Origin of the sequence: Salibaculum halophilum (genome assembly GCF_002094885.1) — a bacterium.
Classification (GTDB): Bacteria; Pseudomonadota; Alphaproteobacteria; order Rhodobacterales; family Rhodobacteraceae; genus Salibaculum; species Salibaculum halophilum.
Genome location: NZ_MSIT01000005.1, coordinates 1 through 16,240 on the forward strand (window position 1 = coordinate 1; position 16,240 = coordinate 16,240).

The window sequence follows — 16,240 nt, forward strand, 5'->3', positions numbered from 1 at the left end:
GCGAATTCATGTGCTTATTGAGTTGATAAGCCTCCGCGCCAGAGCGAACGTGGATCCACAAGGACGATGCAACTCACCACCGCGCTCAAGCAGCGCAGCGATAGCGCAGACCCAAGGAGCCACCCGATGACCACGCGCCTGAACCCGATCACCACCCCGCGCCACCAGCTTCGCGCCGAGAAAGCGCGCAGGAACAAGGAGGCGGCCCTGAACGCCTTCATCGGCCGGAAGGCCGAGATCGACGAGATGCTCGCCCGGCTGCAGGCGCTCAGCGACGACCACTTCAACGCCCACCCCGACGAGGTGAACTGGGGCCATGTCGGCACCCTCGAACACTACGCGAGCCTCCTGAAGCGCATCACCGACAGCGCCTTCGGCGAGGGCGAACACGCCGAGTGACAGGAGCGCGCACCATGGAAACCAGCACCATCCGCATCGCCATCCGCAGCCTGAATGAGCCTTGGGATGCCAGCCGCATCCCCGTCGTCCTCGACGAGATCGGGGCCGCGCTCCGCGAGGAGGCGGACATTCCCGCACGCCTCACCGCAGACAGCATGACCATCGCCATCGACGTGGCGACGGATCGACTGCCCGACGCTGCCACGCTCCTGCGCGACCTCGGGCTGATCTGACCTCCGGCACCGCCGGACCTCCTGCCGCGCCGAGGCGCGGCTCGGGGTCGTAGAAGGGTCGCGACCGTCGCGGCCTCGACCAAGGAGACCCCAGATGACCAAGCTTTCCGACACGCAAGCGATCATCCTCAGCGCCGCTGCGCAGCGCGAGGACCGCAACGTCCTGCCGCTGCCCGGCTCGCTCCGCGGCGGCGCGGCCGCCAAGGTGGTCGGCGCGCTGCTGAAGCGCGGGCTGATCGCCGAGACCACGACCGACAGCAAGACCAAGGCCGACGCCGCGCTCAACCGCATCTGGCGCAACGACGAGGACGGCCGCGCCATCCTCCTGCACATCACCGACGCGGGCCTCGCCGCCATCGGCGTCGAGCCGGAGAGCCCCGACCCCGCGCCCACGGGGGCCGCCACGGCGCCGACCGCGGAGGCCCCGCAGGACGCTCCCGCCGAAGCCGACCCCGCGCCCAAGCCGCGCGCACCGCGCACGGGCACGAAGCAGGCGAAGCTGATCGAGATGCTCCGCGCCGACGGCGGCGCGACCATCGACGAGATCGTTGCGGCCCTCGACTGGCAAGCTCACACGGCTAGGGGCGCCATGTCCGGCGCGCTGAAAAAGAAGCTCGGCCTGACCATCACCTCCGAGAAAATCGAGGGGCGCGGTAGGGCCTACCGCATCACAGACAACTGACGTCGCACACCACGACGGTCCCGATGCCGCCGTCCCGCATGGGCGGCGGTCTCTCGTCTCAGCGATCCGTCTTCCGGAACACGCTGTACTGGAAGCTCTGCCGATTACCCTTCGGCGTGACGTGCATGTGCCGTCTGGCGTCGAGCATCTCGAATAGGCCGGGAAGCAGTCGGTCGAGTTCCTGCGCCAGCGCCTCCGGCGCATAGCGCACGACGGGCAGGCCCGAGCACATCTCCGGCCCGTCATCCGCGAATGTCGCGATGATCGCGGTCCCGCCCGGGCGCAGGGCTTGTGCCAGTGCGCAGGCATAGCCGGCGCGATCCTCGGCCCCGGTCAGGAAATGGAACACCGCGCGGTCGTGCCAGACCGCATAGTCCCGCTCGGGCTGCCACACCGTGATGTCCGCCTCGATCCACGCAACGTCGTCGGCCTTTGGGCCGAGCCGCTGCCGGCTGACGGCCAGGGCGGCTGCAGAAAGGTCCAGCACCGTGAGGGGGCCGAACCCCTCATCGAGCAACGCATCGACGAGCCGGGACGCGCCGGCCCCGATGTCGATGAACGGCTCGCCCGGTTGCAAATGGTCGCGCACCAGGTCGAGCGACACCTCCGGCGTTGCTTCGAACCATGTCAGCGCATCTTCCGACCGCGTGCCGTAGACGTCGTCCCAGTGCTCCTGTCCGCCTGCCATCTTGCCCGGTTCCTCCTTGTGGGATCGAGCGTAATTCATCGAAGCGCCGCAGGACACCATCATCGCATCCCGAGCGTCCTCAAGAGCTCCGATCCCGGATCGCCTCGAACAGCCGACGCAGCACATAGCCGCGCGCCAGCGAAACACCGGTGAAGGCGAGGCCGATGGTCATGTGCTCCACGAGCCCCGTCTCGATCCCGAACCACGGGAACACGACGATCTGCGTCGCCATGGCCAAAACGTAGCCAACGACAACGTTTGCCGCGGCTTCGACCATCGACATGGTCCGGCTCTGCCTCATCGCAGGCTCTCCAGAAACGCCGTCACGAACTCCGCCGCGAGCGGCGGCACGATTGCATTGCCGTAGCCCCGCAGCAGCCCCATGCGGCCGGGTATCCCATCAGCCAGCGGGAATGTTCCGGGCTCAACGGGCCGCCAGCGGCCATCGCGGCAGAGGAGCCAGTCCGGATCTCGCCAGACGCCGTCCGTCGCATCGGTTCCGGCGGGGTCGGCGCCATCGACCAGTCCACCAACTTCACCGTCCTGCGGCTCGCATCGGTGTTGCCGGCCGCATTGTACGCTGCCGTCGCGGGCGAGCCTGCCATCGCCGTCGGCCACCCCGCCAGCCAGACCTGCCGGCCGAGCAGCGCATTGATCGGCACCGCCCGGCATTCCGAGCCGTCCTTGTGGTCCCGCGCCGAGGCTGTCGCCCAGCCCGCCTGCGGCTGGTTCAATGGCGACGGCGCCGAAGAACAACCGCTGGCGGATGTGCGGCGCGCCGATGCCCGCAGCCGGCAGATCGGCCGCCACGACGGCGTAAGATGCTGCTTCCAGGTCAGCCGCCAGAGCGTCGAACCACGCCCAGCCAGCCGGGCCCTCAGTCGCTGTTCGAGCCGCACCGCCAACCGCTCCGAGCACTGCCGCGCTCGCGACCTGCTCGCCGAAGACGAGCTCCGGGCGGCAGGCCGCGACGAGCTGCAGGAAGGCCGGGGCGAGATGGCGGTCATCGTCCTGTCCCTTGCGCTGCCCGGCCTGGCTGAATGGCTGGCAGGGCGGCGAACCGGTCCAGACGGACAGGTCCTCGGCAACGCCCGCGAGGCGGAGCGCGTAGGGCCAGCCGCCGATCCCGGCGAAGAAATGGCATTGCGCGAAACCGCGCAGGTCGGCGGGCTCCACCTCGCGGATGGAGCGCTCGTCCACGTCGCCATCCGGCAGCAGCTTGGCCGAGATCAGCTCCCGCAGCCATGCGCAGGCCGCGGGATCGGCATCGTTGTAGTAGACGGCCATCAGGCGGCGGCATCGGCCTTGTCGCCCAGCCGCTCGGCCTTCACTTCGGCGAAGGTCCGGCCATCTCCATCGAGGATCGCATTGCGGCCGGTCTCGGCCTGCCAGCGTTCCACGGCGACATCGACATAGGCCGGGCTGATCTCCATCGCGTAGACGCGCCGGCCATTGGCCTCGCCCGCCATGATCTGCGATCCGGAGCCGGAGAACGGCTCGTAACAGAGACCGCCCCGCGCCACATGCTGGCGCATCGGGATACCGAAAGCGTCGAGCGGCTTCGGAGTCGGGTGGTCCGGGCGCTCATCCTTGGCGAATGACGGCATCTCCCAAGTGGACGGCAGCGTCTGCTCGGCCACCTTCGGCGGACGGTTCGGGCGGCGCCAGCCCATGAAACAGGGCTCGTGCTTCCAGAGGTAATGCGACCGGGTCAGGACGCCGCGGTCCTTCACCCAGATGATCTGCTGGTGCACGAAGGCCCCGGCTTTCTCCCAACAGGCCTCGAGCATCGCCTGGCGTCGGGACGCGTGCCAGCAATACCAGGCCGCATCCTCTGTGATCGCCTCGGCTACGGCGGCGGCAATGAACCCGTCATAGAGCTCCGCACCCTGCGAACTGTCGTCCCAGGTCGTGCCGTAGGACGCGGACCAGTCCTTGTTCCGGGTCGGGTGGTTGGAACCGTCGTAGTCAACGAGATACGGCGGGTCGGTGGCGAACAGGATCGCGCGCTCGCCGTTCATCAGGCGGCGCACGTCGTCGTGGCTGGTGCTGTCGCCGCACAGCAGGCGGTGATCGCCGAGAATCCACAGGTCGCCCGTCCGCGAGGCCGGGTTGCGCGGCGGCTCGGGGATGGTCACCGGAGGCACGGAGCCGCCGGTGCCACCTTCTTCTTCACCGCCCCCGTCCGAATCGAAGGCCAGCAGCTTGTCGAGTTCGCCGTCCGAGAAGCCCACCAACGACAGGTCGTAGTCGTCGGCAAGCAGGTCCTGAAGCTCGGCCGAGAGCAGCTCTTCATTCCATGGCGATTCAGCCAGTCGGTTGTCCGCGATCCGATAGGCCCGCCGTTGCGCCTCGGTCAGATGCCCCAGCACGATCACCGGCGCCTCGGTCAGCCCGAGCTGCGTTGCTGCAAGCACGCGCCCGTGGCCTGCGATCAGTTCGCCATCCTCGCCGACGAGGCACGGCACGGTCCAGCCGAACTCGGCCATGCTCGCGGCCAGCTTCGCGACCTGGTCCGCTCCGTGCTGCTTCGCGTTGCGGGCATAAGGCTGGAGCTTGGCCAGGGGCCACTGCTCGATCCGCTCGGGGGCGAAGGCGAGGGTCATGCGTGATCCTGTCGATGCTGTTCGCGCTGTGGCGCTGGCCGCGCTGGACTCCGCGGCGTGGACTCCACCGAGGTGGATACCCTGGCTTCCGGCCGGACTCCGGCATCCGCGGGGTATCCACCCCGGGCGGCCCATCAAGCGTTTGATTTCACAAGGACTTCAGGGCGTCTCGGGTGGACGCTAGACTCCGGTGGCTTCCCAAAAAATCGGCCCTGTCGCTGGCGATATTTCGCGCCAAGCCCGCCAGCATACGTTTCGGCCCGAAAAGGAACCGGAAAACAATGGCTTGGCGGCCTGGACCCTGGCTGGACTCCGGATGGCCCCCGGAAACCAGTCGTGTCGTGCTGTCCCGTCGCCCGCGCCTCGTGCGAGCATACCGCGGTTGTAACGCTCAGAGCCGATTGGTGAACCCCCACCAATGTCTCTCCGAAAATTCCCTCACAGGATGATTTTTCTTGACAGCCGGTCGGCGTTCTCAACCACGAAGCGCTTCGATCGCTTGGCGGATGGCACCCGCCCGTTGAGCCGCCAAGTGATCAGCGCGACGCCGTACTGCCAGTGGCGGTTGAGGGCCGGGCGGCTCAACCCGACCTCCCAGCCGATCTTCTTCCAGGGCTGGCGATTGGCGCGCAGCCAGATGATCCGAGCGTCGTCGCGCTCGAGCCAGCGCAGCCAGAGCATCGCCTCCTCGGCCTCGGTGATCTGGCGCGGGCTCGGGCGCGGGCGCTTCATCTCGGGCTCCTGGCCGACCTGATCGGCGAAGCCATGGAAGTACTCCGGCCAGGCGTTGAAATACCCGGTGGGCTTTACGGCCGGCAGTTGTGCGAACACGTCCGCAGCGCTCTCGAGCCGGTCCTGCACCCGTGCCGTGGTCCACTCAGTCATGCCGCACCTCCCGGTCACGCTGCCCGTAGAGACGCTCGCCGAGCTGCCGGACGAGCTCGCGCTCAGGCCAGGTCAGCCGGTCGTCGTTGACGGACACAGCCAGCACGCCCTGTTCCTGCCAGCCGTCGCGCTTGACCTGATGGGGATCGCGGCGCCGCCCGCCATAGCCTTTCGGTGTGAACCGCATACCGGTCATTGCACACCTCCCTGCGTCTCGATGGCCCAGAGCAGGATGGCGATGGCGTCGGCCTCGTTGTCGTCGGCCGGATCGAACCCGCGGGCGCGGGCCGCCGCGATCATCGCCGCCTTCGGCGCGTTGCCCTTGCCGGTTGCGTGGCGCTTGATCGTGCCCACCGGCACGCCCTGATAGGGGACGCTCGTTGTCTCGGCCCATGCGGTGAGCGTGGCGAGCAGACCGCCGAAGACATGGGCCGCGTCCGTCCCGACATGCCGGCGCACCTCCTCGAAGTGGATGGCGCCGATAGGCCCGGCATCCGCGGCCAGTCGCTCCAGCCAGGCGCGGAAGCGGACATAGCGCATGCCGCCGCCGTCGTAGCGGCTGGGCTTGAGCGAGACCGTGCCGCTGCTGATCAGCCCGTCCGCGGCGCGCAGCGCCCAGCCCGTGGTGGTGCCGAGATCGAGGGCGAGAAGGACCGGCGTGCCGCCGGCAGGCGCGATCGCGGGTGACGGAGTGAGGGATGCGTGGGCCATTGAGGGCTCCTTTCCTGTATGCTGCCCGATTGGGTGGTGGATGAGGTTGCACGCGGCGAGATCGCCCGGGGGTGGGTGGTGAACCTCCCCACCTGACGGGGGGAGGCCACCCACCCCTTTAGGGGTGCCTTTTCCGAAATCTGGAATCTGGCGCAGGTTATTGAATTTGCTTATGAAATCCAGATTGCGGACCAGATTGCGCGAGCACCCTTCCGAAATCTGGCCCGAGATACACAAGCCATTGCATTCAAACGGAAAAACCCAGATTTCAGATTTTGGCATGACCGCAGATTTCGCGAAATCTGGCCAGATTTCGGAATGCGCACGCCAGATTTCGGGTTGGATCGAGGACGCAGAATTCATGCCTCACCCCCGTCCGGATAGACCCAGATGTTCGGGTTCTCCACCGGCAGAACGGCACCGGTCTGGGGGCATTTGTAGTGGCTTGGACGCACGGGGACGCGGCCTGGAAACACCTCGCCGGTCTCGGTATCGACCACGTCTTCGCCGACCGCCAGTTCCATGAACTCGACGCACAGATACCCGTACTTGCTGCGATCGGTCGGCAGCCCGAGCTCGGCTGCAGCCTCGCCCTTCACGAACTTGATGACGCCTTTGGTGGTGAGCACGCTCAGCCGTTCGCGGATGCTGGTCTGCCCGCTGAGACCGCTCTTGTTCTCGAAGGATTCCGCGAAGAGCGTCATGGTATACATCCGGCCCGCCCGGGCTTCGCGGTCGAGAATGTCTGCGATCACCTCGCCCTTCCGGTCACGCTCGGCATCGTGTTTCGCGCCCATCTCGGCGCGCACCAGCCGCTCGTTCATCGGGTTGATCTCGACCCATTCGCCGTTCCGCTTGTCGATGAGCTTGGGCGCGAGTGCGGGCCCGTTGCGCAGCTCTATCTCCAGCTTGCGCTCCGACGCGTCCTCGTCGGGGCGATGCAGGATCAGGCCGGTGGTGTAGAAGCCTCGGAGCGCGCTGGCGCCCGACAGGGCAAGGAACGGATCCTCCTTCACCTGGTGCTTGGAGAGCTTGCGCGTGTGGTGGACGAGGATCACCCCGCAATCGGGATCGATGTGGTCGCGCAGCACTTCCACCCGGTCCTTGAGGAAGAACATCATGGCGGTGTTGTCGTTCTCGCCGCCGCCATCAGGGCCGCCGTCGAAGAGGTTGCGGATCGGGTCGACGCAGAGGATGTCCGGCGGCGCCTCCGGGAACGCCGCCTGGATCGCGCGGGCGGCGCGCACGCTGCCCTCGTCGTCGAGCAGCATCTTCAGCTTGGGCGTGGCCACGAAGGTGTCGCGGGCGGCGGCCAGTATCTCCGGCGGCAGGGAGATCTGGCGCAGGCGCTCGCGCAGGTAATGGTACTGGATCTCGGCCTGCAGGTAGAAGATCCGCAGCGGCCGCGGCGGGGTGAAGCCGAGGAAGGGCTGGCCTGCGGCCATGTGCACGAGCCAGGAGATCAGCAGATCGCTTTTGCCGACCTTCGGCGCGCCGCCCAGCACGAGGAGCCCACCGGGCGTGAGCACGCGCGGGGCGATGATGTCCTCGGGCATCGGGCTCGTGTCATCGAGCAGCGCGCCCAGCGAGAAGGCCGGCAACTCGTCGGGTGTGGGCGCGCCGCTGTCGAGCCGCACCAGCGGTGGGCCATTCTTCTCGACGTGCAGCGCCCAGAGCCGCTCGGACTCGCGCTTGAGCCGCTCCACCGGCCATTGCGGCCGCAGCATGGCGGCGTTGTAGCCGCAGATGCCTTCCCAACCGGCGTCCTTCGACATCCGGCCCTCGTGGACCATGCGGATGAAATGGCCGATCGCGGCCGAGGCCCCCTCGAAGCGCGACCAGTCGTCCTGCGCGCCCTCGCGCACAGGGGTCACCAGCACCTCGCCCGCGGCGGGCTTGTCCGGCGTGGTGAAGTCGGGCTGCAGCGACACACCCGGCGCGGGCGGCATGTCGGTCACGGCCTCGACGAACTCGCCCAGGTCGCGCTCGAAATCCGCGTTCAGCTCGACGATCCGCACCAGCGTCTTGAGAGCGTTCTTGTAGTAGACCGAGCCCGCAACGCGGATGGGCTGGTGCGCCGATCGGAAATGCGTATCGCCGCCGACCTTGGCCGCGATATCGCCGCGCAGCCGGGTCACGCGCGTGATGTCGCTGCCCTCCGCGGGCTCGGTCAGCTTCCACCAGACATGGGCCTTGCGCTGCCCCTCGGCCGTGACGCCGCCGCTTTCCACCACCATGGTGGGCGGGCCGAGGTGACGCTCGAGATGGGCCCGCGCGGCAGCGATGTCGCCGGTATCGAGATCGACCACCACGGTCTGCATCTGCTCGATGTCGGCGGCGCGGGCCTGTCCGGGTTCTTCGACGGTGCCGGGGATAACATAGACCGCGGCGCCCTCGCGCGCGGCCCAATTGGCGAAGGTCACCATCTTGTCGGCCGCGGTCGTGTCGGCCTCGATCCAGATGTTGTGGGGCCGGCCGTCGAAGCCCTGGCCCTTGTCGATGAAACTGCGAACGGGGATCAGCCTGTCGGAGTAGCCGAAGACGACATCCATGAACTGCGCGATCTGCGCGGCGTCCGGCTCGTCGCCGAACACGTCGATCTGGGGGGCTGCGTCGTTGAAGTCGCGCCAGGGGTTGAAGTGGACGAGGTTCTCGGGCTCCGGAGGCTCCGAGCGATCGTCGTGATCGATGGTCATGGCGGGGTCCTCGGGCATTGCGGGCGTGTCGGGCGGGTCCTCGGGTGCGTCGGTCACTTCGGCAGCCCCCAGCAGCGCTCCGCCCACGGGCAGAACCGGCACTCGAAGAAGTCGCGACTGGCGGCGATGCGCGGCAGCAGCGCGCCCGCGTCGGTCGCGCGCAGGATCCGGACGCCGCGGTCGGACATGCGCTGCGCGAGATCGGCATCGAAGGGCACGAGCTCGTGGTGCAGCTCGGCCGTGTCCTTGTTGATCGCGGTGAAGAGCGCGGGGTTGGCCGAGATGCCGGGAGCGGTCGCTTCCATGTAGGCCTGGTAGAGCGCGATCTGGGCGGCGTAGACGGGCTTCGCGACGGTCACGCCCCTGGCCACCGTCTCGCGCCAGTTCTTCGCGTTCATGGTCTTGCACTCCCAGAGCGCGGGCGTGCACAGCCCCAGCGCCGCGGGCGCGTCGGCGACGATCCCGTCGACATGGCCGCGGATGCGCCCGCCAGCGACCGAGAAGCCGAACTGGCCGCCGTCACGCCTCGAGGTGACAAGATCGAGCCCCGCCGCCCGCAGCCAGCGGATGGCGAGATCCTCGAGCTGATGGCCGATCGCGAAGATGCGGAGCACGCGGCCCGGGAACTCCTGGCCGTCGTCCTTCGGCGCGCCCACGAACTCGAACTGCAGCGCGCGTTCGCAATCGTGGCCCAGCCGCGAGCCACCAAGGTAGTCGCGCGGCGGCGTGGCCGCGCGCTCGGCTTCGAGGGCCGCGTCCACGGCCGCGTTGATCCGCTCGCCCATGGATGGACGCTTGTTGAAGTCCAGCATCAGAACGGGATCTCCGACTGGCTGGCGATCTCGGCCAACTCGATGCGGAACGCCTCGATGGTGATGACGATCAGCCGGTGCATGTCGTTCTGCGTCAGCTGGCACAGCGGCCGGTCCCAGCCGATCCGCTCCATCTCGGGCGCGAGCGCGCGCATCACGGCGGGCAGCGCCTGGGTTTCCTCTTCGGTGAAATCGACCATGCTCAGTCCTCGTTTGGCTTTGGTGGTGAAGGCCGACTGGCAGCCCATGGAGCAGAACCAGCGGCGGGTGCGGGTTGGGCGCGGCCGGTGGGGATCGAACCAGCCGAAGCCGCGGGTACGGGCGGTGCAGACGGCGCAGATGACCGGGCGCGGATGCCAGAGGCGATCAAAGCCCGGTCGATCCGGAGCCTCTGTGGGCGTGGACGGGATTTCTGCGACATGGCTCACGCAGCCTCCCGCGCGGTCGGCGCCGCGCTCAGGATCAGCTGCCGGATGGCGCGCTTGTTGAACCCGAAGGTCATCAGCGCCGAGGCCTTGTAGCGCGTGAGCCCGAAGTCGCCGCGCGCGGCAGGGGAGAGATACTGCAGCTGCTTCTGCGTGGCGGGCTGGGTCAGCCACGCCTTGCTCTTGAACGCGCTCTCGTCGGTCTCGTGATCGTTCAGCCAGTCGTCGGCCTGCGCGAGACAGACGCTGCGCTCGCCGATCCCCAGCAGCCGGGGCTGCCCCCCGCGCTCGCCGCCGATGGCGTACCAGAGGCCGTCGAGCCAGAAGACGCCGCCCCAGGCCGAGAACCCCGTGGCCAGGAGCGCATCCTCGGTCCCGAAGAGATCGACCCATGCGAAGCTGGAGCGCTCGAGCAGGTCGATCTCGGTCATCAGGAAGTCCGAGAGCGCCCCGTCCGGGCTTCCCTCATCGGTCGCGTCCTCGGGCTCGACCAGCAGCTCGCCGCAGATCGGGCATTCGCGGGCGGCCAGCGGAATGTCGGCCTGGCAGGACGGACAGGTCTTCGACGGCGCCTCTCCCGTCTCGGTCTTGCCGTCGAGATCGACATCCTGTTCCAGCGTGCCGTGGGTCAGGCTCGACGACCCGAAATCCAGCACCACGCAGTCGGTCTTGACGACCCCGGGATGCTCCTCGGGGTCGACGGTGCGCAACCCGCGCCCGACCATCTGGATCATCGTGGACTTGTAGGATGAGGGCCGCAGCAGCACGACACAGGAGGTCGGCGGGTGGTCCCAGCCTTCCGTGAGCACGGCCACGTTGGTGACGACGCGGAGTTCACCGCGGGCGAAAGCGGCGAGGATGCTGCGACGCTCCTCCCCCGGCAGATCGCCGTGGATCAGGCCCGCGGGAATGTCAGCCGCGTTGAACGCCTCGGCCACATGCGCGGCATGGCCCACGGTGGAACAGAACACGACGGTTTGTCTGTCTCCGGCTTTCTCGCGCCAGTGGCGCACAACTTCCTCGGTGATCGGCGCGCGGTCCATGATCTCGGCCACTTCGCCCATGTCGAAATCCGACGCCGTCTTGTGCACGGCCTCGAGCTTGTCCCGGACACCCACATCGATGACGAAGGTCCGCGGCGGCACCAGATGCCCCGATGCGATCAGCTCGCCCAGCCGCACCTGGTCGGCGACATTGTCGAAGACCTCACGCAGACCCTTCCGGTCGCCCCGGTTCGGCGTGGCCGTGACGCCGAACACCCGGGCGTCGGGATTGGCCTCGCGCACATGGTCGACGATGCGGCGGTAGCTGTCGGCCACCGCGTGATGCGCCTCGTCGATCACCAGCAGGTCCAGGTTCGGCATTCCCGCCAGATTGGCCTGACGTGCCAGCGTGGGCACCATGGCGAAGGTGACCTGGCCGTCCCAGGATTTGGTCGTGGCATCGACGACGGAGGTGGTCACGTCCGGGACCACGCGCCGGAACTTGTCCCGGTTCTGCGCAGTCAGCTCGTCGCGATGCGCCAGCACGCAGGCCTTCGCATCCGTGTCGCCGAGGCTTTGGCCGGTGACGGCCGACAGCATGATCGTCTTGCCCGCGCCGGTGGGCGCGATGCCCAGCGTGTTGGCGCGGGTGCCGAGCGCAGACAGGCTGCGCTCGACGAAGAGTTTCTGGCGGGGGCGCAATCGCATGGCCCGGACCCCTCACTGGGCCCAGCTCGGACGGCCCGGAGCGCCCGGCGCGGCGGGCGCCTGCTGCGTGGGCGTCGGCTGCGGCTGCGGGGCCGGATAGCCCTGCGCGGGCGCGGCGGCTGCCGGTGCATGATGCTGCGGCGCAGGCGCCGGGTGCTGCGTCTGCGACGCCATGGACGGCGCTGTGCCCATGATCTGCGCGTAATCGCGGTGGTCCGGCGTCACCGCCGCGCGGATCTCGTTCTTGTCCTCGCCATTGGTATCGGTGCCGATGTCGATCCGGGCCACGAACTCGAGCCCGTCGAGATCGGCGAACCCGTCGATGCGCCGCGCCGCCTGCGCCTCCGGCGAATTGTCCTTGTCGGAGATCCCGCGCGCCGAGTTCAGCATGCCGCGCACGAGGCTGCGGCCCATGTTGGCCCAGTCCGGCCCCTTGGGGCTGTAGAGCCCGATCAGCGACCAGATCTTGCGGCGGGCATAAGGGCCTTCCAGCACAGTGTATTCGGCGTCGAGATAGACGGCCCCGGTCGCGCCGCGCCTGGCGTAGCCGCCGGTCCAGCCTTGCGCGGGATCGTCGAAGCCGCCCGGCCGGATGGTCAGCCGCACCTTCGCGAGCGTGCCCTTGGGGATCACGTTGGTGTTCGATTGCGCGTCGTTGAAATCGGTCCAGAGAGACATGGGGCAGGTCCTTTCAGCTGTCGGTGGTGTCGGAGGGGGTGGCCGGCGCCGTCGTTGGCGCGGCGTGGGTCAGCCGCTCGGGGGCGGGTGTCGCGGGCTGCCGGATCTTCTCCATCAGCCGCCCGAGATGCGGGGCCTCGACCATGTCGAGACGCCCGGAGCGGTCCTTGGCCGGATAGCCCCAGGGGTTCAGCGTCTGGCAGACGAAGCCGCGCTGCAGGGTGCCGTCCTCGGCCTTGAACTCGGCCATGGTGATGACCTGATCGACGATCCCGGGCAGCTCGAGCCCGGTCTTCGAGCCGTCGATCTGGGGCTGGAAGACCTTGCGATTGAAATCGTCGAGCTTCTCGTCGAGGATCCCGACGAACCAGACGTTCTTGGCCCGCGTGTGCTGCAGATGCGTGAGCCACGCGATCATCTCGCGGCCATGAAGCCCGTAGGCACCGCGCACGTCGGGCTTGCCGGTCTTTTCGGAATGCGCCTCGGGCTGGCCCTTGCTCCACTGAAAGCAGAGCCGGCCCGCCACGGTGATCGAGTCGATGAACACCGTGTCGTATTTCTCGAGCACGGCCGGGTCGCCGAAGCGCTCGCAGACGGCGTCGTAATGCGCCTGGCTGTAGGGCTGATCGGCGCGCAGCGCCGGGTTCGGCCCGCCGATGAACGCCGCGAAATCCCGGCATTCGGTCCAGGTCCGCGGCCGGATCGCGTCGACCGCCAGCCCCTCGATGGCCAGATCCCCGGCCTCGAGATCGTAGAACAGCGTCGTCGTGTTCAGCAGCGTCCAGAGCAGCGAGGTCTTGCCGATGCCCGGCGGGCCGAAGATCACGCCCTTGATACCGCGCGGCTCGGCCATCCGCTGGTCTGCGGTGATGATGGGGAGGCTCATGCCGGCACCTCCGGGCGCGCGGCATCCATGCCGGCCTGGGCGAGGATCGCGTCGAGGCAGTCGCCGAAGCACCAGTCGGGATGCGCGGCCCAGAACCGGTCGGCCTGCCGCAGCGCCTCGCGCCATTCGCGCAGGGCGGCGCTGTCATGGGCGATCTGCCGGCGGCGGATCTCGATGGCGCGTTCGAACTGGTCGCGCGAGAGTTCGCGCGTGGCGACCAGCGTGGTGCCCTCGAGGTCCATCGCCACGGCGGCGGGCAGTTCGAATGGCAGTTCCGCCTGTGCCGGGGTCGATGACCGTTCCGCCTTGAGCTTCAGGCTGCGGGCGCGCTGATCGATCCGCGCGACGACCCCGTCGATCCCGGCGAGGTACTGGCCGTCGGCATCGATATCGTCCCAGCGCGCGACCGCGGCCTCGCGCTTGTTGACCGACCGGCCGGCGATCACCGCGCCGACGATCTCGCCCACGACGTCATTCAGACGCATCTGTCCCATGCTGGACCTCCTGTTCGAAAAGAGTGCTGAACTCGGTGAGCCAGGCCGCGGCGCGCCGGATCGGCGCCGTGTCGACGGCGTGGCGCGAGGCCGGCGGGATGCGGCGGACCGCCTCTGCCGGCGCGGGCTGTTCACCGATACGTTCGACGATTTCGTCGATCCGCCCACAGATCGCGCGATCCTCCGGCGTGCCGAACACGGCGACCTGGCGCGCCCGCTCTTCGGCCGTCGGTGGCGACGTTTTCGTCTCCTCGAGCCGCCGGACGCTGTCCTGCACACGCTGCAGCCGGTCGAGGGACCGTTCCAGCCGCGCTTCCGCGGCGCGGCGCAGGGCGGAGCGTGTGGGTTCTTCGCCGCGCTCCAGCTGTGCATCCAGCGTGCGCCGTACGAGCCCCGGCTCGGCGGTTTCGGCGTCGCGCAAATGGCGCGCGTCATGGATCGACTTGCGGCTGAGGCCGAGGCTTGCCGCGGACGCTGCACCGTTCCCGTCGGAAACGGTCCACTGATTGCCACGATTGCTCTGGGCGCTGGCCACCTCGCCGCGGGCCTGCGCCGCGTCGTATTCATCCGCCAGCCTGCGCTTGGCGGCCGCTTCGATCTCGAGCGCATCGGCCTGCGCGCGATGGGCGGCGGCGATCAGATCGTCGTGGGCCACCTTGGCGCTCTTCAACCGCGCCGCGCGCTTTGCGACATCGTAGGCAAGCCCCGCCGCTTCACGGGCTTCGAGCACCTCGGCGGCGGATTTGGCGCCCGACAGCTTGGTCGCGGCGCGTTCGATGAGGCCGGGAAGGTCCGGGGCGTGAATGGGAGTGAGCGCTGTCATCGATCGCCCTCCAGCGGGACGAGATCGACTTTGAGCGTGCCGGTCTTCACGGTGCGCGCCGGCTCGAAGCCCTGCCGGATCGCGTCAGGCCAGGCGGCGTATTTGCGCTCGGGCACCTTGAAGGCGATGTCGACATACTGGGCGGGATCGTCCCCGGCGGCGCGGATGCGCTCGACCATGTCGGCGAGGCGATCCTGATCCCATTCGACGCGTTTGGGCAGGTCCGCGACCACCGTGAAATCGCCGTCGTGGAACCGGACCGTGCCGGTATCCTTGCCTGCGGCCCGCCGCTCCTCGACCGCGCGCTCGGCGTAGCGGACGCTCAATGCGCCATCGAGGCGGGCCTTCGCGGCCTTGTCGCGCCTGAGACGCGCGTCGATCTCGTGCTGCAGCACCGCGAGCATCTCGACCGGCAGGTCGGCAATCTCTTTCGGGTCGAGCTCCGGCAGATCGTCCGGCGTCGGGGCGTTCTCGGGAAAGGGCATGAAGGTGTCTCCGTGATCGGGGAAAAGGGTCTGGATGAGGGTGCTCACGCCGCCTGCTCCTCGAGCAGCAGCGCCGAGAGCGAGGCTGCGGCGGCCTTGGGCTTCGGGCGGGCGACGGCGATGTAGGCAAAGCGGTCCGGGGCCTCCCGCGCCTGCACGAGATGCACGAGGCCCTGTTCGGCGGCCCAGAAGGCGCGTCCGGCCAGCCTGGCGAGTTCGCCGCGCGCCGTGTCGTCGAGCGCGCTGAACAGCGGATAGGTGTCCAGCACGAGATAGCCGCGGTGATACTCGAGCCGGTCGCCGGGCGTGGCCTGCGCCACCCAGGCGCAGAACTCGATCTCGCTCAGCGGGCGGCTGGCGCGGACGGTGATGAAGGGGGTGGTGCCCATGAACATGATCTCCTCCTTTCGCCTCTACTCACGCCGCAGCGAGATCGTCCCAGGCGGGCCCGAGCCCGTAGGCGGTGAGGACGTGGCGGAGATCGGTGAGGCGCCGGTAGAGCGCCGAGCGGCTGCCGAAATCCTCGGCGGCCAGCGCCGTCACGGAGCGGTGGGCCAGCGCGCAGCAGAACCGGCGGTCGCCCTCGGGCAAATGCGCCAGTGCGGACTGCACGGCTTCGCGGGTCTGGATATCTGTTTGCATGTCGCGGTCCTGGCCGTGCCAGGCGGCGAGCCCGTCCGTCTCCGCCAATAGGGAGCCCAGCGGCTCAACGAAGCCGGCAGTCGGCGCGTCGAGCGACAGCACCGTGCCACCCTGCGCCCGGCGCCGACGGTGGTGCCGGATCGCGATGCGCGAAGACTGGTTGCGCAGGACGATGCCCGCGAAGGCGCCGATGCTGCCGCGGCGCTTGTCGAAGCCGGGAAGCCGGCAGATCAGATCGATCAAGAGGTCCTGGCGGAGATCGTCGAGATCGGCCGCGGGCAGCGCCAGCTTGCGGTGCAAACGCCGCGCCGCGCGGTCGGCCTCGTCGATCAGCGTGGCAAGGTCGGAGGGGGAAATCGGTGTGTGCATGTCGTTCGATCCTGGTCGTTTCCGTTCACGACCCG

21 protein-coding genes are annotated in these 16,240 nt (G+C 68.6%); 3 read left to right on the forward strand and 18 right to left on the reverse strand.

Annotation, left to right across the window (positions count from 1 at the left end; genetic code table 11):
* Positions 1-126: 126 nt before the first annotated feature.
* The 3 genes from BU124_RS04400 to BU124_RS04410 all read left to right on the forward strand — a co-directional run bounded on the left by BU124_RS04400 (position 127) and on the right by BU124_RS04410 (position 1,314).
* Entirely contained in the window at positions 127-399 is a 273-nt protein-coding gene (locus tag BU124_RS04400) for a hypothetical protein (protein WP_084861250.1), read from the forward strand.
* 14 nt (positions 400-413) lie between these two features.
* The gene (locus BU124_RS04405; RefSeq protein ID WP_084861251.1) at positions 414-632 is read left to right on the forward strand and encodes a hypothetical protein; all 219 of its coding nucleotides are present in this window, start codon (positions 414-416) and stop codon (positions 630-632) included.
* A 94-nt stretch (positions 633-726) separates the two neighbouring features.
* Positions 727-1,314 carry a DUF3489 domain-containing protein gene (locus tag BU124_RS04410; protein WP_084861252.1) on the forward strand — a complete coding sequence of 196 codons (588 nt, stop codon included), beginning with the start codon at positions 727-729 and terminating at the stop codon, positions 1,312-1,314.
* 58 nt (positions 1,315-1,372) lie between these two features.
* On the opposite strand, the gene BU124_RS04415 is transcribed toward BU124_RS04410, so the two are convergent.
* The 18 genes from BU124_RS04415 to BU124_RS04500 all read right to left on the reverse strand — a co-directional run bounded on the left by BU124_RS04415 (position 1,373) and on the right by BU124_RS04500 (position 16,205).
* Positions 1,373-2,002 (reverse strand): class I SAM-dependent methyltransferase, encoded by a 630-nt coding sequence (locus BU124_RS04415; RefSeq protein ID WP_084861253.1) that lies wholly within the window; start codon positions 2,000-2,002, stop codon positions 1,373-1,375.
* Positions 2,003-2,081: 79 nt separating this feature from the next.
* The gene (locus BU124_RS04420; protein ID WP_084861254.1) at positions 2,082-2,303 is read right to left on the reverse strand and encodes a DUF7220 family protein; all 222 of its coding nucleotides are present in this window, start codon (positions 2,301-2,303) and stop codon (positions 2,082-2,084) included.
* Positions 2,300-3,289 (reverse strand): DNA cytosine methyltransferase, encoded by a 990-nt coding sequence (locus BU124_RS04425; RefSeq protein WP_084861255.1) that lies wholly within the window; start codon positions 3,287-3,289, stop codon positions 2,300-2,302. The genes BU124_RS04420 and BU124_RS04425 overlap by 4 nt, the downstream gene beginning before the upstream one ends.
* Positions 3,289-4,608: a site-specific DNA-methyltransferase gene (locus BU124_RS04430; RefSeq protein WP_084861256.1), complete on the reverse strand. Its 1,320-nt coding sequence runs from the start codon at positions 4,606-4,608 to the stop codon at positions 3,289-3,291. Before BU124_RS04430 ends, BU124_RS04425 begins: the two co-directional genes overlap by 1 nt.
* A gap of 438 nt (positions 4,609-5,046) precedes the next feature.
* Positions 5,047-5,493, reverse strand: coding sequence for a DUF6362 family protein (locus BU124_RS04435; RefSeq protein ID WP_084861257.1), 447 nt, complete (start codon positions 5,491-5,493; stop codon positions 5,047-5,049).
* The gene (locus BU124_RS04440; protein ID WP_425442451.1) at positions 5,486-5,689 is read right to left on the reverse strand and encodes a hypothetical protein; all 204 of its coding nucleotides are present in this window, start codon (positions 5,687-5,689) and stop codon (positions 5,486-5,488) included. Before BU124_RS04440 ends, BU124_RS04435 begins: the two co-directional genes overlap by 8 nt.
* Complete coding sequence (locus tag BU124_RS04445; RefSeq protein ID WP_084861259.1) at positions 5,686-6,204, reverse strand: hypothetical protein; 519 nt, start codon at positions 6,202-6,204, stop codon at positions 5,686-5,688. The genes BU124_RS04440 and BU124_RS04445 overlap by 4 nt, the downstream gene beginning before the upstream one ends.
* Before the next feature lie 359 nt (positions 6,205-6,563).
* Positions 6,564-9,002, reverse strand: a complete 2,439-nt coding sequence (locus BU124_RS04450; RefSeq protein ID WP_245831606.1) for an AAA family ATPase — start codon at positions 9,000-9,002, stop codon at positions 6,564-6,566.
* Positions 8,954-9,712, reverse strand: coding sequence for a PD-(D/E)XK nuclease family protein (locus tag BU124_RS04455; RefSeq protein WP_084861260.1), 759 nt, complete (start codon positions 9,710-9,712; stop codon positions 8,954-8,956). The genes BU124_RS04450 and BU124_RS04455 overlap by 49 nt, the downstream gene beginning before the upstream one ends.
* Positions 9,712-10,140, reverse strand: coding sequence for a DUF6511 domain-containing protein (locus tag BU124_RS14530; protein WP_143529884.1), 429 nt, complete (start codon positions 10,138-10,140; stop codon positions 9,712-9,714). The genes BU124_RS04455 and BU124_RS14530 overlap by 1 nt, the downstream gene beginning before the upstream one ends.
* Positions 10,137-11,828, reverse strand: coding sequence for a DEAD/DEAH box helicase (locus BU124_RS04465; protein ID WP_084861262.1), 1,692 nt, complete (start codon positions 11,826-11,828; stop codon positions 10,137-10,139). Before BU124_RS04465 ends, BU124_RS14530 begins: the two co-directional genes overlap by 4 nt.
* A 12-nt stretch (positions 11,829-11,840) precedes the next feature.
* A complete protein-coding gene (locus BU124_RS04470; protein ID WP_084861263.1) occupies positions 11,841-12,506 on the reverse strand; it encodes a hypothetical protein in 666 nt (221 codons plus the stop codon).
* 13 nt (positions 12,507-12,519) lie between these two features.
* Positions 12,520-13,392 (reverse strand): ATP-binding protein, encoded by an 873-nt coding sequence (locus tag BU124_RS04475; RefSeq protein ID WP_084861264.1) that lies wholly within the window; start codon positions 13,390-13,392, stop codon positions 12,520-12,522.
* The gene (locus tag BU124_RS04480) at positions 13,389-13,886 is read right to left on the reverse strand and encodes a hypothetical protein (protein WP_084861265.1); all 498 of its coding nucleotides are present in this window, start codon (positions 13,884-13,886) and stop codon (positions 13,389-13,391) included. Before BU124_RS04480 ends, BU124_RS04475 begins: the two co-directional genes overlap by 4 nt.
* Complete coding sequence (locus BU124_RS04485) at positions 13,864-14,709, reverse strand: hypothetical protein (RefSeq protein ID WP_084861266.1); 846 nt, start codon at positions 14,707-14,709, stop codon at positions 13,864-13,866. The genes BU124_RS04480 and BU124_RS04485 overlap by 23 nt, the downstream gene beginning before the upstream one ends.
* Complete coding sequence (locus BU124_RS04490) at positions 14,706-15,194, reverse strand: hypothetical protein (RefSeq protein ID WP_084861278.1); 489 nt, start codon at positions 15,192-15,194, stop codon at positions 14,706-14,708. The genes BU124_RS04485 and BU124_RS04490 overlap by 4 nt, the downstream gene beginning before the upstream one ends.
* A gap of 44 nt (positions 15,195-15,238) precedes the next feature.
* The gene (locus BU124_RS04495) at positions 15,239-15,589 is read right to left on the reverse strand and encodes a hypothetical protein (protein ID WP_179141861.1); all 351 of its coding nucleotides are present in this window, start codon (positions 15,587-15,589) and stop codon (positions 15,239-15,241) included.
* 22 nt (positions 15,590-15,611) lie between these two features.
* On the reverse strand, positions 15,612-16,205 hold the full coding sequence (locus BU124_RS04500; RefSeq protein ID WP_084861267.1) for a sigma factor: 594 nt from the start codon (positions 16,203-16,205) through the stop codon (positions 15,612-15,614).
* Positions 16,206-16,240: the final 35 nt, after the last annotated feature.